Consider the following 17361-nt stretch of genomic DNA (forward strand, 5'->3'; position numbering starts at 1 on the left):
TCTCGCCGCCAACACCCATGTCATCCCGAGCGCAGCGAGGGACCTTTCCAGTCGAGGGTAATCGCACCGCGGCCGCATTGTCGACGCCCGATCGTTCGGGCTAGGCCCCAGCGACCTCGAACACGGTCTTGGCCACGCCCTCCCCCGACAGGGCGAAGGTCAAGGCTTCACGGTACTCGGCGAAGGAAAAGACGCGCCCGGCCGGCGGGTCGAGCCGGCCATCGGCGACCCAGCCGAGCAGCTCCTCGAGCTCGCGCCCGGCCCGTTCACGTTCGAAGACGTCGGCGAATTGCCGGTAGTCGACGCCGACCAGGGCGGCCCCTTTGAGAAGTGGCAAATTGACCGGCAAGGCCGGAATCTCGCCCGAGACGAAGCCGATCACCAGATGGCGGCCACCCCATCGCAGCGAGCGGAAGGCGGGCTGCATCAAGGCGCCACAGGCCGGATCGAACACGACATCGAGGCCGTCGGGCACGGCCGCGCGCAGGCGATCGCGCCAGCCGTCGACGTCGCGATCGAGCGTGATGTCGGCGCCGTAGCGCCGGACGAGCGCTCGCTTCTCATCCGTCGACGCCACGCCCACGACCCTGGCGCCGAGCAGCTTGCCGACCTGGACGGCGGCGCTGCCGGTGCCGCCCGCGGCGCCGATCACCAGCAAGGTCTCGCCTGCCTGCAGGCGCGCCCGATCGCGCAGCCCGTGCAGCGCGGTCACGTAGTTGATGCGAAACCCGGCCGCCTGGTCGAACCGCATGCGATCGGGAATGCGCCGGGCAGATGTGGCCGGGGTGACGGCGCACTCGCAGAAGCCGCCGCGCACCTGGGCCAGCACGCGGTCGCCGACCGCGAGGGCCGTCACGTCGGAACCGACCGCGTCGATCCAGCCCGCGACCTCGCCGCCCGGAACGTGCGGCAGAGGCGGCTTGACCTGGTAGCGGCCAAGCGAGACCAGCGCATCGACGTAACCGACGCCGCAGGCGGCGATCCGCACGCGCACCTCGCCGGCACCAGGAACGGGTATCGGCAGATCGACGACACGGTACTCGTCGATCGAGGAAAGCGACGCCGCCTGGATTGCCCGCATGGATGATCCTCCCGCCCGACCGGGACACTCGCATAGGCCACTCACTTCCGTCATCCCGAGCGGAGCCGCCCCGACGGCGGCGCAGTCGAGGGACCCTTCATGTCGCCACGGCAACAAGATAAGGTCCCTTCACTACGCTCGCTTCGCTCGGCTCCGGTCGGGATGACGGTTTTTTGCCAACTGCGAGTGTGCTGCCGGCCCGGCCATACGTCAGATCGGGGCGATCGAGCGATATTTCGGCGGATGATCGTTGGGCCGGCGGGGCTGCACCGAGTCGAAGATCTCGATCACGCGGCGGCGCGTGTCGCGCGGGTCGATGACGTCGTCGATGCCGAACCCTTCGGCGCCGCGCAGGGCGCCGATGCGCGCCCGCGTCTCGGCGATCATCGCCTGGCGGTGCGCCATCGGATCCGGCGCGGCCTCGTATTCCTTGCGGAAGGCGACGTCGATCGCGCCTTCGATCGACATGGCGCAGATCTCGGCCGACGGCCAGGCGAAGCTCGCGTCGGCGGCGAAGCTGCGGCCCCCGGCCATGGCGAAATAGCCGAGCCCGTAACCCTTGCGCAGCACGATCGATACCCGCGGCACGCTGGCGTGACCCCATTCGAACACCAGCTTGGCGCTGCGCCGCCCCAGGCCGGTGCGTTCGGCGCTCGAGCCGATCGAGAAGCCCGGCACGTCGATGAACGACACCAGCGGCAGGCCAAAGGCGTCGCACAGGGCGATGAAATGGGCGCCCTTGTCGCAGGCATTCGCATTGATCATGCCGCCCAGCCGCAGCGCCTGGTTGGCGATGAAGCCGACCGGCCGGCCACCGAGCCGGGCCAGCGCCGTCACCATGTTGGGCGCGAAGGTGGGCTTCAGCTCGAACAGGCTGCCGGGATCGGCGACCAGCGCCAGCACCTTGCGCACGTCGTAGGCCTTGCGCGTCGATACCGGCACCAGGTCAAGCAGCGAATCGTCGATCGGCGCGATCGGCCGCGGATGATCGACCAGCTGCTGCGCCGCGCGCGCGTTCGACGGCAGGTAGGACAGGAAGCGACGGGCCGCCGCCAGGGCCTCGTCCTCGCTCGCCACGCCGAGATCGGCGATGCCCTGCTGGTCGACCTGGATGTCGGTGCCGCCCAGCTCCATGCCGTCGACGTCCTCGCCGGTCGCCGCCTTCACCAGGGCCGGGCCGGCGATGCCCATGGTCGACAGGCCGCGCACCATGACGACGCAGTCGGCCGTGCCGGCATAGTTGGTCGGCCCGGCAAAGCCCGCGCCCAGCATCAGCGCCACCATCGGGACCCAGCCGGAGGCCCGGGCGAAATTGTGGAACGTCGCGTTGGCGTTGGCGAAGTGGCGCGCGTCCTGGCCATCCTGGATGCGATGGCCGCCGCCGTCGAGGATCATGATCAGCGGCAGGCCTCGGCCGATGGCGAGGCCGAGCGCGCGCTGAATCTTGGCGCTGCCCAGCCGGCCGATGCTGCCGCCGAATACGGAGAAATCCTGCGAGAACACCACGACCGGCCGGCCGTCGATACGGGCCGTGCCCACCACCACGCCATCGGCCGGCGAGAGCGTGCGTGCCGGCCCGGCGCCGATGCCGTCCTCCTCGGCCGCGACCAGCCCGCCGATCTCGTCGAAGGTGCCCGGATCGACGAGGCGGTCGAGGCGCGTGCGCGCGCTCAGCTTGCCGCGCCTGGCGAGCCGCTCGATCGCCGCGGCGCGCGAGTCGTCGGTCAAGGTCGCGCGCACCGTCTCGATGCCGTCGATCAGGTCGCGCAGTGTTTTCTCAGCCATGGTTGCTCCTGGAGCGGTATTTTCTCAGGTTGAAGCACCTTCAAGATAGACCTCGCCCCGAGGAGCGGCCGCTGGCCGCGTCTCGATCCGGGCGAAGTAGACTTCGCCCTTTGGTGGGCAACAGACATGCGTGTCGCACCCTTCGAGACGGCGCGCTCTGCGCGCCTCCTCAGGGTGAGGTTTCCTCCTTGTAGAACACCAGATTTCACCTCAACCCATCGTGCTCTAGCTTGGCCGGGACAGGCGCTCGCGGCGGACGCGGATGCCGGCCGCTTCCCGGTCCCACGTATCCGGCGTGACGCCGTCGGCGCGCAGCAGGTTCTTCTGCACCTTCTGCGTCGGCGTCTTGGGCAGGACCGGCAGGACGCGCACGTAGCGCGGCACCATGAAGTGCGCCATGCGCGGAATGAGAAAGCGGATCAGCTCGGCCGGATCGACGCTCCGGCCGGCAACCGGCGCCACAACGGCAAGAACGTCATCCTCGCCGAACTCCGACGGCACGCCGACCACGGCCGCCTCGCGCACCGCCGGATGGGCGCCGACCTCGGCCTCGACCTCGAAGGAGGAGATGTTCTCGCCGCGCCGGCGGATGGCGTCCTTCAGCCGATCGACGAAGAAGAAGTTGCCGGCCTCGTCGCAGCGGAAGGCGTCGCCGGTATGGAACCAGCCGTTGCGCCAGGCGCGCGCTGTCGCTTCGGGATTGCCGTGATAGCCGTGCGCCATCGCCCACGGCGTGTCGGTGCGCAGGATCAGCTCGCCGACGCGGCCGGGCGCCACCTCGCAGTCGTTGTCGTCGACGATGCGCGCCTCGACGCCGGCGCGCGGCCGCCCGCAGGTGCCGCGCACGGCCGGATTGCGCTCCGACACCAGCGGCCACGACGTCTCGGTCATGTTGAACGTGGTATAGACATCGACCCCGAAGCGCTCGGCGAAGGCTTGGCAATCGTCGCTGAGCGGCACCAGGACGACCTTGCGCAAGGTGTGGTCGCGATCGCGCGGCCCGGGCGGCGCCTTCATGAGGAACGGCACCATGGCGCCGAGCAGCGTGAGGCAGGTCGAGCCGGTGGCGCGCACCGTGTCCCAGAAGGAATTAGTGTCGAACGACTCGACCAGGGCGATCGAGCCGCCCTTGGCCAGCATGCGATAGATCGCGCCCGTGCCGCCGGCATGGAACAGCGGCAGGTTGACGAGATTGCGATCGTCGGCGCCGGCGGCATGGAAGGCGTCGGCACACTCCGCCGCCTGCAGATAGGAGCACAGCACGCCCTTCGACGGGCCGGTCGTGCCCGACGTGTAGATCATCGACTGGGTGTCCCACGGCGCGGTCGGCCGCTCCGGCGGCGCGGGCTCGGCGTTCGCCGCAAAGATCGAGTCGCCGCCGGTCACCGGCAGGCGGAGCACCAACGCGCCACACTCGATGGCGTCGAGCCGCGACAGCAGCTCGGGATGGCCGACGATCAGTCGGGCACCCGAGCCCCGCACCGCGTGCTCCAGCACCTGGCCGCGCCACGCCAGATTGAGCGGCGCATAGATCGCGCCGAGATAATTGATGGCGAACCACAGGCGCAGGATGTCCGGTCCATTGGGAAGCCAGACATGGACCGGCTCGCCCTGCCGCACGCCGCGCTGCTGCAACGCCGCCGCCGTCGCCACGACGATGCGGCGCAGGTCGCGGTAGGTCCAGGCTTTGCCGGTGGCAGCGAACTGCACGAACACCTTGTCCGGGGTCTCGCGGGCGCGTCGCTCGACCAGGTCGCGCAGGACGCAGCCTTCCACCGGGGGCACCCGGCGATCGTGCCAGGCGGGGCTCACTTGCGCCGCCGCGGGAAGCGCGCCAGCAGGATCGCCTTCGACCGCGCCAGGTCGGCGGCCGAGCGGTCCATCAGGTACTGCACCATGAGGCCGCGCATGGCGGCCAGCAGGAACGACGCCTCGGCCGCGCAATCGAGGTCGCGGCCGACCTCGCCGCGGCGCTGCGCCTCCAAGAGGTCACCGGCGATGCCGTCACGCCATCGCCGGGTGAAGCGCGCCACGTCGTCCTCCAGCTCGGGCATGATGAACAGCGATTCGAGGTAGATCGAGTAGAGCGCCGCCGTGGCGCTGGCGCTGCGCTCGGCGCTGCCGAGATGGGCATCGATGCGCAGCTCGAGCGCGGCCAGTCCCTTCTTGTCCGCGAGCAGGCGCGCGAGATGCGCCTGGAACCAGCCGTCCATCGCCTCGAGCACCGCCTTGATCATGCCCACCTTGCTGCCGAAGCGCTCGACCGGCAGGCCGCGGCTGTAGCCGGCGGCGAGGCCGACATCGGCCAGGCTGGTGCCGGCGACGCCGCGGCGGGCGATCAGGCGCTCGGCCGCGCGCAGCATGCGGCGATCGGATTGGCCGCGCCGCTCGGCCTGCGACCGCCGTTCCGCGCGGCGCCGCATCGGTGAGGTTTCGTCGGTCGATACGCTCAATTCTTTGCCCTCGACTCTTGCTTGTTGATTAGCAAGTTTCTGATCCGATTCAAGCGCGATGTCAGGGAGGCTGGAGTGTCTGGAAGCGATCGTATCGGCAGGCGGGGCGTGCTGGCGGGCGCGGCAGCGACAGCGATGTCGCCGGCGTTCGGAGGCGCGCGCGCCGACACGGGCGACTGGCCGAGCAAGCCGGTCAAGTTCGTCTGCGGCTATGCGGCCGGCGGCCTCACCGACCTGTTTGCCCGCATTGCCGCCGAGCAGCTCGCCGCCCGATACAAGCAGCCCTTCGTGGTCGAGAACAAGACCGGCGCGGGATCGATCATCGCCGCCGACTTCGTCGCCAAGTCGGCCCCCGACGGCTACACGATCCTGTTCACCAACTCGACGGCGATGTTCCAGAACCAGGTGATCTTCAAGTCCGTGCCGTACGACACGGCGAAGGATTTCACGCCGATCGCCATGCTGTCGGCCGGCAAGGTGCCGCTGTGCATCCACAAGTCCGTTCCCGGCAACGATCTCGCTGCACTCGTCGCCTATGCCAAAAAGAACAAGACGAGCTTCGGCACGACCGGCATCGGCTCGCTGGCCCATGTCTTCTGCATGAAGCTGAACGACACGTTCGGCCTCGCCATGGAGCCGGTCCATTATCGCGGCGAGGCGCCGATGTGGGCCGACCTGTCGAGCGGCGTCACCCAGGCCGCCTGCTCGACCCTGCAGGGTGCGACCCCGGCCATCCAGGCGGGCAACGCCACGCCGGTCGCCGTGCCGACCAAGACCCGCTCGCGCCGCCTGCCCAACGTCGCGACGTTCGCCGAGCAGGGCGCCACTCATCCCTACTTCCTGCTCGAGAGCATGGTGTGCTGCGTGGCGCCCACCGGCACGCCGCGGCCGATCGTCGAGGCGCTGTCGGCCGGCATGGTCGAGATGAACCGCACGCCCCGGCTGGAGCAGTTCGTCGACCAGTTCGGCCTCGACCAGGGCGCCCAGGGCTGGCAGGACTTCGCCGCCTTCATCCGCGACATGGGCCCCCTGCTGACCGCTGCTGTGAAGGAGCTCAACATCACGCCGCAGTAGAGGACACATCTTGCTCGCCTTCCCCGTCATCGGGGGAGGTGCCCCGCCATACGAGGCGGAGGGGGAAGGCCTCAGCAAAGATGGTTGGGATTCCGACGTCGGAATTCATGTCTCTCGACTGAGGCCTTTCCCCTCCGGCCCTGCGGGCCACCTCCTCCGATTACGGGGGAGGAGGACTGACGTGCCAAAAAAGTTGCGACGTATGAGTCGCTTCCACGGACGTTCCGCCCCATGATGGCGGCCAAGAACGAAGCGCCCGGGAGGCGACGCAGTATGTACAGTTACATCGCCCGGAGGCTCGTCTTCGGGGCGCTGACCGTGATCGGCGTATCGATCATGGTGTTCGTGGTGATGCGTATCCTGCCCGGCGATCCCCTGGTCGCGATCTTCGGGCCGGAAGGGTTCGTCAAGCTCACCGAGAAGGAACGAGCCAGCTACATGGCAGAGCTCGGGCTCAGCGATCCCCTCTGGGTCCAGTATCTGGCATGGGTCAAGGACATCGTGCGCGGCAATTTCGGCCGATCCTTCTTCCGGTCGGAAAGCGTCGCCGAGATGATCCTGCGGCGCGGCCCGCTGACCGCCGAGATCGCCCTGCTTTCGGTGATGCTGTCCTGGGTGGTCGGCATCCCCGTTGCGATCATCAGCGCGCTCAAGCCCAACAGCGTCGCCGATACGGCTGCCCGGTTCGTCAGCATTCTCTTTCTTGCCGTGCCAGGCTTCTGGGTGGGCATGCTGATCGTGCTCGCCCTGCTGTTCTGGTTCGGCTATCGCGCGCCGATGGCCGGCGTGTCGTTCTTTGCCGATCCGCTCGGCAACCTGCAGCTGGTGGTTGGGCCGGCGATCGTGCTGGGCCTCGGCCAAGCCGCCTACATTGCCCGCATGGGCCGGTCCAGCCTGCTCGAGGTGATCCGCGAGGACTATGTCCGGACGGCGCGCGCCAAGGGGCTGAACAACCGCCTGGTCATCGCCCTGCACGCGTTGCCCAACGCGCTCTTGCCCGTGATCACCCTGTCCGGCGTTCTGCTGGGCCTCGTACTCGCCGGATCCATCCCGGTCGAGCGCGCCTTCGGCACGCCGGGGTTGGGCTATGCGATGTTCACGGCCGTCAGCGAACGCGACGTCTTCGTCATGCAGAACCTGGTGTTTCTGTATGCCGTCGTATTCGTGCTGCTGAACATCGTCGTCGACGTGACAATTGCCTTGCTCGATCCGAGGATACGCTACAGATGACCGCGATCTTCCCTGCCGAGCCCGCCCTGCCGACCGTGGCGACGCGCCTGCGGAACGTGCTGCACGCCATCGGCCATTTCTTCCGCCGGGCGCCGTTCTCGGCTTTCTGGGGCTGCATCGCCGCTGCCATCCTCGTCATGGCGGTGGCCGCACCGGTCATCGCCCCTTACCCGCCCTTGAAGTCGGACTTCCGCGCCATGCAGAAGCCGCCCGACGAAAAGCACTGGTTCGGCACCGACCAGATCGGCCGCGACACGCTGAGCCGGGTGATCTACGGCAGCCAGGCCTCGTTGACGGTGGCGCTTGGCGCTGTCCTGTTCGGCACGACGCTGGGTGCCCTGTGGGGCTTGGCGTGCGGCTATTTCGGCGGCCGGTTCGACATGTTCAGCCAGCGGATCATCGAGTTCCTGCAATCCTTCCCCGACCTGATCCTGGCCATGGCGATCGCCATGGCGCTGGGCGGCGGCATGATGACCGTGATCGTCGCCATCGCCGTCACGCGCATCCCGTTCGGCGGCCGGGTCATCCGCGCGGTCGTGCTGTCACTCAAGGAAATGCAGTATGTCGAGGCCGCCCGCGGCCTCGGCGCCTCGCACAAGCGGCTGATGTTCCGCCACATCCTCCCGCAATGCGTCGCGCCCTACCTGATCCTCGCGACGACGCATCTCGGCGTCGCCATCATCATCGAGGCCTCGCTGGGTTTCCTCGGCGTCGGCATCCCGCCCCCGACCCCGACCTGGGGCAACATGCTGGCCGATTCGCTGAATGCCGGCCTGGTGCCGCCATGGTGGCTGGTGCTGTTCCCCGGTCTCGCCATCACCATCACCGTGCTCGCCTTCAATCTCCTGGGCGACGGCATCCGCGACATGCTCGACCCGAGACTGCGGGGGTCGGTGTAACCGGGCAAGCTCCTCAACGTGCTCGTGGCAAAGGCGGAATCACGGGACGACGCCCGCGAGCCGGTGTGATGGTGGTCGATCGTTTCTCCGCCCCGCGAGACGCCTTGCCTCGGGCGCTGCCCGGAGAGGAAGTCGAGTGATCGGAACGCCAGGAAGCCATCCCAGCTAAGCAGCGGCGCCGAGCGGAAACTTCACGCCATCGTCATGCAGATGGCACGAGGCGAAGTGACCGGGCTTGACCTCACGCAGGGTCGGCACATCGGTGCGGCAGCGCGGCATGGCGTAGGGGCAGCGGGCATGAAAATGGCAGCCCGGCGGCGGGTTGATCGGGCTTGGCACGTCTCCCGTCAGGATGACGCGCTTGCGGCCCCGCGCACTCGCCTTGGGAATCGGCACGGCCGACAGAAGCGCCTCGGTGTACGGATGCAACGGCATCTCGAACAGGCTGGTCTTGTCGGTCATCTCGACGATGCGCCCGAGATACATCACGGCGACGCGATGGCTGATGTGCTCCACCACGGCAAGGTCGTGCGCGACGAACAGGTAGGAGAGCTTGAGCTCGTCCTGCAGGTCCATCAGCAGGTTGATGATCTGCGCCTGGATCGACACATCGAGCGCCGACACCGGTTCATCGCCCACGATCAGGTCGGGATTGAGCGCGAGCGCCCGCGCGATGCCGATGCGCTGGCGCTGCCCGCCGGAGAACTCGTGCGGATAGGCCTTCATCGCCTCGGGCCTGAGCCCGACCCGGGCAAACAGCGAAGCGATGCGTTCGCCCCGCTCCTGCGGCGTGCCGATCTGGTGAATGGTGAGCGCCTCGCCCACGATCTCGCCGGCCGACATGCGCGGGTTCAACGACGCATACGGATCCTGGTAGATCATCTGCATGCGCCGACGATACGGCAGCAACTCATCGCTGCCGAGGTGGGTGATGTCGGTGCCGTCGACCCGGATCGACCCGTCGGTCGGCTCGAGCAATCGAAGCAGCGTGCGCCCGACCGTGGACTTGCCGCAGCCGCTCTCGCCCACAAGGCCCAGCGTCTCGCCGCGCTTGAGGCTGAACGACACGCCATCGACGGCGTACACATGGCCGGAGACGCGCGAGAAGAAACCTTTGTGGATCGGGAAATGCTTCTTGAGGCCGCGGACCTCGAGCAGGGTGGCCGGCTCGGCGCTCATGCAGCACCTGCCAACACACGATCGGCGTGCCAGCAGGCGATCCAATGGCCGCGGCCATGATCCTCGAGAACCGGCGTCTCGCTGCGACATTTGTCGGTGGCGAAGCCGCAGCGTGGCGCGAAGCTGCAACCAGCCGGGAGGTTGAACAGCGATGGCACCATGCCCTTGATCTCGGTCAGCCGTGCCCGCCTGGCATTGCTGCGCGCCGCGGTGTCGAGATGAGGGATCGACCCGAGCAGACCGTGCGTATAGGGGTGCCCTGGCCGATCGAACAAGTCGCTCGCCTTCGCCTCCTCGACCTTGCGGCCGGCATACATCACCACCACCCGGTCGGCGTTTTCCGCCACCACCCCCATATCGTGTGTGATCAGGATGATTGCGGTGCCGTAGGTCTCCTGCAGCTCGCGCATCAGGTCGAGGATTTGCGCCTGGATGGTCACGTCGAGCGCGGTGGTAGGCTCGTCGGCGATCAGGACCTTCGGATTGCACGACAGCGCCATGGCAATCATCACACGCTGGCGCATACCTCCTGAAAGCTGGTGCGGATAGGCGTGGGCGCGCTTGTCGGCTTCGGGGATCTGCACACGGCGCAGCATGCCGATCGCCTTGTCCATGGCGTCGCGACGCGACAGGCCCTGATGCAGCGCGATCGCCTCGGCGATCTGCCGGCCGACCGTATACAGCGGGTTGAGCGAGGTCATCGGCTCCTGGAAGATCATGGAGATGGCATTGCCGCGAATGCCCTCCATTTCCGCGTCACCGAGCTCGAGGAGGTTTCTGCCGTCGAAGCGGATCGAGCCCCCGACAATCCGTCCCGGCGGGCTGGCGACCAGGCGCAAGATCGACAGCGCGGTCACGCTCTTGCCGCATCCCGATTCGCCCACCACTCCCAGGGTCTCGCCGCTCTTCACGGAATAGGACACCCCGTCGACCGCTCGCACGGTACCGACGGCCGTGAAGAAATGCGTCTGGAGGTCCTCGACCTGCAGGATCGTCCGCGCCGGCAGGGTCGCCAACTCACCGACGGCGCGCGGCCCCGGCTGGGATGAATTCAAGGCAAGACTCCCTGAAAATTATCGTGCTAGTTTTGGTCTATCGGGGAGATAGACAAAAACATCACAGCACAAAGTGATTGGTCTGGAAAAGGCCAAATGGGAGGAAACGCAATGAGTAATGGTGGGTCCAAGCGTTCAAGCGTCAATCGTCGTGGATTTGTCAAAGGCGCTGCAGCCCTGGGCGCCGGCGCCATGGGCTTTCCCTGGCATCAGCTCGCCTGGGCGCAGAACGTGCCCACCGAGTACGACGGCTCCAAGTTCCAGCTCAAGGCGCCCGAGCCCAACCCCAAGTCGGGCGGCGTGCTGAAGTATGCGATCACCTCGCGGCCGCCGCATTTCGACATGCACCAGTCGGGCACCATCAACAGCCTGGGCTCGCAGGGCTGCATGTTCGACAACCTGATCCGGCGCGATCCGCGCGACAGCGGCAAGACCATCATCCCCGACCTGGCGCACAGCTGGGAAATCTCCAAGGATGCCAAGACCTATACTTTCCATCTGCGCAAGGACGTGCAGTTCCACGACGGCGCCGATTTCACGTCGGACGACGTGAAGGCGACCTATGACCGCATCGTCAAGCCACCGAACGGCGTCAGCATCCCGCGCAGCACCCTGTTCTCGACGGTGAGCGAGATCACCACGCCGGACAAGAATACCGTCGTCTTCAAGCTGTCCGAAGCCCGGCCGGCGAACTTCATGATGGCGGCGTTCGCCAGCGGCTGGAACACGATCGTGCGCAAGAAGACGCTGGAGGACAACAACTACAACCTGCGTCGGGTGGTCGACATCCCCGGCACCGGCCCGTTCAAGAGCGTGCGGCGCGTCGAGAACGAGGTCTGGGTGATGGAGAAGAACAAGAACTACTGGAACAAGACCCTGCCCTATCTCGACGGCATCGAGTTCTATCACGCCTTGCCATTCTCGCCCGAGCTCGGCTCGGCGCTGCTCTCCAATCGCGTCGACTACGGCCGCATCGTCGACCCGGTGACGGCGCGCAAGGCCAAAGAGACCAAGGGCATGTCGTCGACCAACTTCTATCAGAGCGTCATCCAGGGCACCTGGGTGAACAACAAGAAGAAGCCGCTCGACGATCCCCGGGTCCGGCGCGCCCTTCACTTGGTGTTCGACCGGCCGGTGCTGGTCGATGTCGTCAAGGATGTCGCGCCGATGATGGTTGGCGGCTTCATCTATCCGTTCTCGGATTTCGCCACGCCCAAGGACGAGCTCGCCAAGCGCGTAGGCTACCAGGCCGATTCGACGGCTGCGATCAAGGAAGCCAAGGCGCTGCTCGCCGCCGCCGGGCAATCGGGCGGCATCAAGGGGCTCGATTTCCTCGTGCGCGAGGTTGCAAGCTTCAAGCTGTGGGCACAGGCCATCCAGGCAATGCTGCAGCAGGCGCTCAACGTCGAGACCAAGCTGCGCCCGGTGGTCGAGTCGGTGTGGTTCGACGACGTCAAGACCGGCAACTTCGACCTCGCCGTCGGCGCCGTCGTGTCGACGCTGCTCGATCCGTCCGACTATTTCAACGCCTGGTACAAGAAGGACGGGCCGCAGAATTACGGCTTCTGGAACAACGACGCGTTCAACGCGCTGCTGCCCAAGATCGACACCGAGGTCGACCCGGCAAAGCGCCTGGCGGTCATCCGGGAAGCCGAGAAGATCATGGAGCAGGACCCGCCGGTGCTGCCGATCTGCTGGGAGAAGATCAACGACGTCTGGTACAATTACGTCAAGGGCCACAATCCCTACGAATATTTCGGCATCTACGATTGCGTGCGCTTCGATACGTTCTGGCTGGACAAATAGGCGACACGATCTCGAGAGGGAACGGGCCGGCAATGCCGGCCCGTTTTCGTTTATCGAACAGGTCGCGCGAGGCGCGTTGACTCGGCCCCGCACGGTCGGCCAAGATTCAATTGAATAAACACTCATTCAAAGCGAGGAAACACATGCGCCGGACATATCTCGGACGACGCCAGTTCACATTTGTCGCCGGCGCTGCCGCCGCCTCGCTCGCCGCTCCCGCCATCGCCCAGGGCGAGCCGATCAAGGTCGGCACGATCTTCCCGCAATCGGGCCCCGCCGGTCCGAACGGCCAGGCCGTCGCCAGTGCCGTGAAGATCGCCGCCGAGATGATCAATGCCAAGGGCGGCGTGCTCGGCCGCAGGCTGGTCGTCGTCAGCAAGGACGACGAGAGCACGCCGGCGGTCGGCGTCACCCGCGCCAACGAGATGGTGGCGGAGAAGGTCGCCGTCGTCATCGAGGGCTGGAACAGCCCGGTGACCCTCGCCATGCAGCCGGTCCTGGCGCGCGCCGACATCCTCGACATCACGGCGGTGTCCAAGGCCGACCCGATCCTCGCCGGCCAGGCCAATCCCTTTGCCATCCGGCTCAACAGCTCGAACGGCCAGGACGGCGCGGTGGTCGCCGAGATCCTGCTGAACAAGCTCGGCGCCAAGCGCGTCGGTTTCCTCACCCAGAACGACGCCTACGGCAACGGCGCGCAAGCCGTGATCGAGGCCGAGCTGGCCAAGCTCGGCAAGCCCTGGGAAAAGGTCGTCGTCGAACAGTTCCCTTTCAAGCAGACCGACTTCCGGGTTAGCCTCGCCAACGTCAAGCAGGCCAAACCCGACGCCGTGGTCGCCATCAATGCTGCTGAATCCTCTGGCATGCCCGCGCTGATCCAGCAATACCGCCAGGCCGGCATCGACGGCGTATTCGTCGGCGCGGTCGGCACCATCCTGCCAACCGTGTACAAGATCGCCGGCGAGGCGACGACCGGGATCGTATCGGCCGACATCTACTTCGCCGATCTGCCGCCGTTCGACAAGATCAAGGAGAACGTCGAGTTCGTCGAAGCTTTCCGCAAGGTTCACAACGAGGCGCCCGACAAGGGCGCGGCGCTGGGTGCCGCCGCCCTCGAAACGTGGGCGAGTGCGGCCAACGCGGCCAAGAGCCTCGACCGCAAGACCGTGGCGGAACGGATCCGCGGTAAGAGCGTGTCCGGCACGGTGCTGGGCGACGTCGCCTTCGAAGCCAACGGCCAAGCGAAGCACAAGCACACCATCTTCAAGGTCGTCGACGGCAAGACCGCGAAGATCGAGGTCATGAAATAGCTTGGCGAGGATCCTCAACCCGCTTCTGACCGTCGAGGAGCTGACCGTCCGCTATGGCGCTCTCACGGCGTTGAGCGAGGTGTCCTGGCAGGTCGATGCGGGCGAGATCCTGGGCATCATCGGACCGAATGGCGCCGGCAAGAGCTCGTGCTTCGCCGCGGTGACCCATGCCGTCGAGCGCACCGGGGAGGTCTGGCTGGGTGAGGATCGGATCACCGATCTCACGACCTTCGAGCTGGCGCGCATCGGCGTCCGCCGGACGTTCCAGCACAACGCCTTCTTCGGCGAGCTCAGCCTGCTCGAGAACGCCATGGCGGCGATGCTGCTCGACCATTCGACATCGCTCGGCCGGTCGATCCTGGCGCCGTGGCGCGAGATGGCAACGCGGCGGCGCGCCGAGCAGGCCGCAACCGAGCTCTTGTCGACCTTCGGCATCGCCAGGCAGGACCATCACAAGCGTCCCGGCGACATCGCCTATGGCACGCAGCGCCTGCTCTCGGTGGTGCTGGCCTACGGCGCGGGCGCGCGCGTGCTGCTGATCGACGAGCCGGCCGCCGGCACCGGCGGCGCCGACATGCAGCGCCTGGCCGACCTGCTGGTCGACCTGCGCAACCGCAAGGTCGCCGTGGTGGTGATCGAGCATCACATGGACCTGATCATGGCGGTCGCCGACCGCATCGTGGTGATCGACCAGGGCCGCAAGCTCGCCGAAGGCAAGCCAGCCGACATCCAGGTCGACGAGCTGGTGCGCGAAGCCTATCTGGGCCGCGCGGCATGAGCGACGCCGTGCGGGCCGCGCCGCAAGCCGCCCTGCAAGCCACCGGCATCTCGGTGCGTTACGGCGGCAACGTCGCGGTCGACGGCGTCGACGTCACGGTGCCGGCTGGCGGGATGGTCGGCATGGTGGGCGCCAACGGCGCCGGCAAGAGCACGCTGATCAACGCCCTGGTCGGCTGGTCGCGCGGCCCGGCGACGGTGCGCGGCAGGGTGCGGTTGGCAGGGCGATCGATGGACTGGCTGTCGCCGCACCGGCGCGCGCGGCGCGGATTGGTGCTGGTGCCGGAAGGCAAGGGCATCTTCGCCGACCTGACCGTCGACGAAAACCTGGCGCTGGTCCGGCCGCCGCGCAACACGCGCGGCCGCCACGCCTTCTCGATGGAAGAGATCTTCGAGCTTTTCCCGCGCCTGGCCGATCGCCGCACGCACAAGGGCGGCATGCTGTCGGGCGGCGAGCGCCAGATGGTGGCGGTGAGCCGGGCGCTGCGCGCGGCGCCCAGCGTCCTGCTGCTCGACGAGCCGTCGGCCGGCCTGGCGCCGCGCCTGGTCTACGAGCTGCTCGCCACCATGCGCCGCCTGGTCGATCGCGGGCTGTCGGTGTTCCTGGTCGAGCAGAACGTGCGTGCGACCCTGGAGCTGGTCGACGAGCTCTACCTGCTGGAGCGCGGCAAGCTCGTCGCGCGCGGCCCCGCGGCGACCATGAAGGACGATCCGCGCATCCTCGAGGCCTATCTCGGCACCGTGACGACATGAACCTGGCGCAACAGATCATCAACGGCCTCGTGCTGGGCTCGGGCTACGCCCTGATTGCCATCGGCTGGACCGTGCTGCTGGGCGCAGCACGCCTGGTGAACTTCGCGCACGGCCAGCTCTACATGCTCGCCGCCTTCCTCGCCTGGGCGGCGATGGAAAGGTACGGCGTCGATTACTACGTCGCCGTGCCGATCGCCGTGCTGGCCCTCGGCCTGCTGGGCGTCGTCCTGCAGGGCATGATGCTGCCCATGGTCATGCAGCAGAACCTGACCAGCCTGATGATCGTCACCCTGGGGTTCGGCTACGTCTTCCAGGGCGGCGCGGCGCGCGTCTTCGGCGGCGATCCGCAGCGCCTGGTGAGCCCGCTGCAGGCCATGAACATCCGCTATGGCGACATCTGGTTCACCGTGCAGGACGCCGTCACGCTGGTCGGCACCCTGCTGCTGTTCGGGCTCCTGTGGCTGGTGATGAACCGCACGCGGCTCGGCGCCCTGGTGCGCTCGGTTGCCGAGGATCCCAGGCTCGCGCAGCTCTTCGGCATCAACGCCGCGCGCGTCTATGTCGGCGTCTTCGTCTTCGAATGCGCCGCGGTGGCGCTGGGCGCCGGGCTGGTGGCGCCGCGCAGCCCGATCCTGACCAGCATGGGCTTCGACGAGGTCATCCTGACCTTCGTGGTGGTCGTGCTGGGCGGCATCGGCAGCGTCGGCGGCAGCCTGCTCGCGGGCTTCGGGCTCGGCATGTTCACCGCCCTGTTCGGCGCCCTGGTATCGCCGGCCTACACGACGGCCGCCGCCTTCCTGCTGCTGCTGATCGTGCTGGTGATGCGGCCGCGCGGCCTGGCGGCGCGCCGATGACGCGGCTCGCCACCGTGCTCGCGCTGCTTCTGGCGGCGCTCGCCTATTTCGTGCCGACCGCGGCGGGCGGCACGCCGGTGGTCTATGCCGCCTGCACGACCATCGCCATCCTGGCCGTGATGGCCTACGGCGCCGACCTGATCCTGTCCTATCTCGGCGAGGTGAGCCTCGGCCACACCATCTTCTGGGCGGCCGGCGGCTACGCCGCCGCCATGCTATCGGTCAATCTCGGCTGGAACGGCTGGATGACGGCCGGCGCGTCGGTCGGGACCGCGATAGCGCTCGCCTCGGTGCTCGGCTGGGTGACGCTGCGCACGCGCGAGTTCGTGTTCTCGCTCGTGACCTACGCCGCCGCCGTGGTCGCCATGGAAGTGGCCTTCAACTGGTCGTTCCTCGGCGGCTCCGACGGCATCGTCGGCGTGCCGCCGCTCGAGCTCACCCTGTTCGGCCACGGCATCACCGGCTCGACCAATGCCGATCTGTGGCCGGTGGCGTGGGGCCTGCTGATGCTGACCCTGCTGTTCATCCAGCGCTTCCGCCATTCGCGGCTCGGCACCAGCGCCCTGATGGTGCAGATGAACCCCGACCTCGCCCAGGCGCTCGGCGTCGATGCGCGCTCGGTGCGCTTCCTGGTGTTCGTCACCTCGGCGCCGATCTCGGCGCTCGCCGGCTGGCTCTACGCCTATCAGCGCGCCTATGTCGGCCCTGACATGTTCGAGAGCTATTTCCTGGTGCTGATGTTGACCGCCATCGTGATCGTCGGCCGCCGGCTGCTGCTCGGGCCCTTGATCGGCACCGCCCTGATCATCGTCCAGCAGACCTTCTTCTCGATCGGCGGCGATGGCGACAAGATCGTGCTGGGCGCCGTGCTCGCCGCCATTCTGCTGCTGTGGCCCAAGGGCTTGATCGGGGTGTGGGAGCTGCTGCGGGTGCGGCGGGCCTCATGATTCCTCCCCGGCTTCGCCGGCTAACTTGAGCACAGATGTTGCGCTGCGAGATGGTAACCATCAGCGATAGCGTAGAAGCGTTCGAGTCCGTCGCGCATAGTGATGGGGCCATTTGATTTGTCACTTTGGTATCCGGTCCATCCGCCGAGTCGAGCGAT

15 protein-coding genes are annotated in these 17361 nt (G+C 67.4%); 9 read left to right on the forward strand and 6 right to left on the reverse strand.

Translation table 11 applies throughout. The features are described from left to right. Nucleotides 1-100: 100 nt before the first annotated feature. From ACILR9_RS26700 to ACILR9_RS26715, 4 genes are all read right to left on the reverse strand, one after another. Complete coding sequence (locus ACILR9_RS26700; RefSeq protein WP_395713016.1) at nucleotides 101-1081, reverse strand: NADPH:quinone oxidoreductase family protein; 981 nt, start codon at nucleotides 1079-1081, stop codon at nucleotides 101-103. A 210-nt stretch (nucleotides 1082-1291) separates the two neighbouring features. Further along, nucleotides 1292-2866, reverse strand: coding sequence for an acyl-CoA carboxylase subunit beta (locus ACILR9_RS26705; RefSeq protein ID WP_395713017.1), 1575 nt, complete (start codon nucleotides 2864-2866; stop codon nucleotides 1292-1294). A gap of 225 nt (nucleotides 2867-3091) precedes the next feature. Continuing rightward, nucleotides 3092-4678, reverse strand: coding sequence for an AMP-binding protein (locus tag ACILR9_RS26710; protein WP_395713018.1), 1587 nt, complete (start codon nucleotides 4676-4678; stop codon nucleotides 3092-3094). Beyond that, entirely contained in the window at nucleotides 4675-5289 is a 615-nt protein-coding gene (locus ACILR9_RS26715; RefSeq protein WP_395713019.1) for a TetR/AcrR family transcriptional regulator, read from the reverse strand. Before ACILR9_RS26715 ends, ACILR9_RS26710 begins: the two co-directional genes overlap by 4 nt. 105 nt (nucleotides 5290-5394) lie before the next feature. Between ACILR9_RS26715 and ACILR9_RS26720 the strand changes: the two genes are divergently transcribed. The 3 genes from ACILR9_RS26720 to ACILR9_RS26730 all read left to right on the forward strand — a co-directional run bounded on the left by ACILR9_RS26720 (nucleotide 5395) and on the right by ACILR9_RS26730 (nucleotide 8522). After that, the gene (locus ACILR9_RS26720; protein WP_395713020.1) at nucleotides 5395-6393 is read left to right on the forward strand and encodes a Bug family tripartite tricarboxylate transporter substrate binding protein; all 999 of its coding nucleotides are present in this window, start codon (nucleotides 5395-5397) and stop codon (nucleotides 6391-6393) included. Between the two features lie 273 nt (nucleotides 6394-6666). Further along, on the forward strand, nucleotides 6667-7623 hold the full coding sequence (locus ACILR9_RS26725; protein ID WP_395713021.1) for an ABC transporter permease: 957 nt from the start codon (nucleotides 6667-6669) through the stop codon (nucleotides 7621-7623). Then, complete coding sequence (locus ACILR9_RS26730; protein ID WP_395713022.1) at nucleotides 7620-8522, forward strand: ABC transporter permease; 903 nt, start codon at nucleotides 7620-7622, stop codon at nucleotides 8520-8522. The genes ACILR9_RS26725 and ACILR9_RS26730 overlap by 4 nt, the downstream gene beginning before the upstream one ends. A gap of 165 nt (nucleotides 8523-8687) precedes the next feature. Here ACILR9_RS26730 and ACILR9_RS26735 read toward each other — a convergent pair whose 3' ends face one another. Further along, nucleotides 8688-9701 carry an ABC transporter ATP-binding protein gene (locus tag ACILR9_RS26735; RefSeq protein WP_395713023.1) on the reverse strand — a complete coding sequence of 338 codons (1014 nt, stop codon included), beginning with the start codon at nucleotides 9699-9701 and terminating at the stop codon, nucleotides 8688-8690. After that, on the reverse strand, nucleotides 9698-10708 hold the full coding sequence (locus ACILR9_RS26740) for an ABC transporter ATP-binding protein (protein ID WP_395713031.1): 1011 nt from the start codon (nucleotides 10706-10708) through the stop codon (nucleotides 9698-9700). Before ACILR9_RS26740 ends, ACILR9_RS26735 begins: the two co-directional genes overlap by 4 nt. Before the next feature lie 159 nt (nucleotides 10709-10867). Here ACILR9_RS26740 and ACILR9_RS26745 point away from each other — a divergent pair, with 159 nt between their 5' ends. The 6 genes from ACILR9_RS26745 to ACILR9_RS26770 all read left to right on the forward strand — a co-directional run bounded on the left by ACILR9_RS26745 (nucleotide 10868) and on the right by ACILR9_RS26770 (nucleotide 17203). Continuing rightward, nucleotides 10868-12562, forward strand: coding sequence for an ABC transporter substrate-binding protein (locus ACILR9_RS26745; RefSeq protein ID WP_395713024.1), 1695 nt, complete (start codon nucleotides 10868-10870; stop codon nucleotides 12560-12562). 143 nt (nucleotides 12563-12705) lie between these two features. Beyond that, nucleotides 12706-13872, forward strand: coding sequence for an ABC transporter substrate-binding protein (locus tag ACILR9_RS26750; RefSeq protein WP_395713025.1), 1167 nt, complete (start codon nucleotides 12706-12708; stop codon nucleotides 13870-13872). A gap of 1 nt (nucleotide 13873) precedes the next feature. Then, nucleotides 13874-14650, forward strand: a complete 777-nt coding sequence (locus ACILR9_RS26755) for an ABC transporter ATP-binding protein (protein WP_395713026.1) — start codon at nucleotides 13874-13876, stop codon at nucleotides 14648-14650. Next, nucleotides 14647-15402, forward strand: coding sequence for an ABC transporter ATP-binding protein (locus tag ACILR9_RS26760; protein WP_395713027.1), 756 nt, complete (start codon nucleotides 14647-14649; stop codon nucleotides 15400-15402). Before ACILR9_RS26755 ends, ACILR9_RS26760 begins: the two co-directional genes overlap by 4 nt. After that, nucleotides 15399-16256 (forward strand): branched-chain amino acid ABC transporter permease, encoded by an 858-nt coding sequence (locus ACILR9_RS26765; RefSeq protein WP_395713028.1) that lies wholly within the window; start codon nucleotides 15399-15401, stop codon nucleotides 16254-16256. The genes ACILR9_RS26760 and ACILR9_RS26765 overlap by 4 nt, the downstream gene beginning before the upstream one ends. After that, on the forward strand, nucleotides 16253-17203 hold the full coding sequence (locus ACILR9_RS26770) for a branched-chain amino acid ABC transporter permease (protein ID WP_395713029.1): 951 nt from the start codon (nucleotides 16253-16255) through the stop codon (nucleotides 17201-17203). The genes ACILR9_RS26765 and ACILR9_RS26770 overlap by 4 nt, the downstream gene beginning before the upstream one ends. The last annotated feature ends 158 nt before the right edge of the window (nucleotides 17204-17361 follow it).

It is taken from the genome of Reyranella sp., from assembly GCF_044224635.1.
Lineage (GTDB): Bacteria > Pseudomonadota > Alphaproteobacteria > Reyranellales > Reyranellaceae > Reyranella.

What these genes read in the sequence shown, in the direction of transcription:
- ACILR9_RS26700 (WP_395713016.1), bottom strand. Translation starts at nt 1,081, where the DNA reads ATGCGGGCAATCCAGGCGGCGTCGCTTTCCTCGATCGACGAGTACCGT.
- ACILR9_RS26705 (WP_395713017.1), bottom strand. Translation starts at nt 2,866, where the DNA reads ATGGCTGAGAAAACACTGCGCGACCTGATCGACGGCATCGAGACGGTG.
- ACILR9_RS26715 (WP_395713019.1), bottom strand. Translation starts at nt 5,289, where the DNA reads ATGCGGCGCCGCGCGGAACGGCGGTCGCAGGCCGAGCGGCGCGGCCAA.
- ACILR9_RS26725 (WP_395713021.1), top strand. Translation starts at nt 6,667, where the DNA reads ATGTACAGTTACATCGCCCGGAGGCTCGTCTTCGGGGCGCTGACCGTG.
- ACILR9_RS26730 (WP_395713022.1), top strand. Translation starts at nt 7,620, where the DNA reads ATGACCGCGATCTTCCCTGCCGAGCCCGCCCTGCCGACCGTGGCGACG.
- ACILR9_RS26735 (WP_395713023.1), bottom strand. Translation starts at nt 9,701, where the DNA reads ATGAGCGCCGAGCCGGCCACCCTGCTCGAGGTCCGCGGCCTCAAGAAG.
- ACILR9_RS26745 (WP_395713024.1), top strand. Translation starts at nt 10,868, where the DNA reads ATGAGTAATGGTGGGTCCAAGCGTTCAAGCGTCAATCGTCGTGGATTT.
- ACILR9_RS26750 (WP_395713025.1), top strand. Translation starts at nt 12,706, where the DNA reads ATGCGCCGGACATATCTCGGACGACGCCAGTTCACATTTGTCGCCGGC.
- ACILR9_RS26760 (WP_395713027.1), top strand. Translation starts at nt 14,647, where the DNA reads ATGAGCGACGCCGTGCGGGCCGCGCCGCAAGCCGCCCTGCAAGCCACC.
- ACILR9_RS26765 (WP_395713028.1), top strand. Translation starts at nt 15,399, where the DNA reads ATGAACCTGGCGCAACAGATCATCAACGGCCTCGTGCTGGGCTCGGGC.
- ACILR9_RS26770 (WP_395713029.1), top strand. Translation starts at nt 16,253, where the DNA reads ATGACGCGGCTCGCCACCGTGCTCGCGCTGCTTCTGGCGGCGCTCGCC.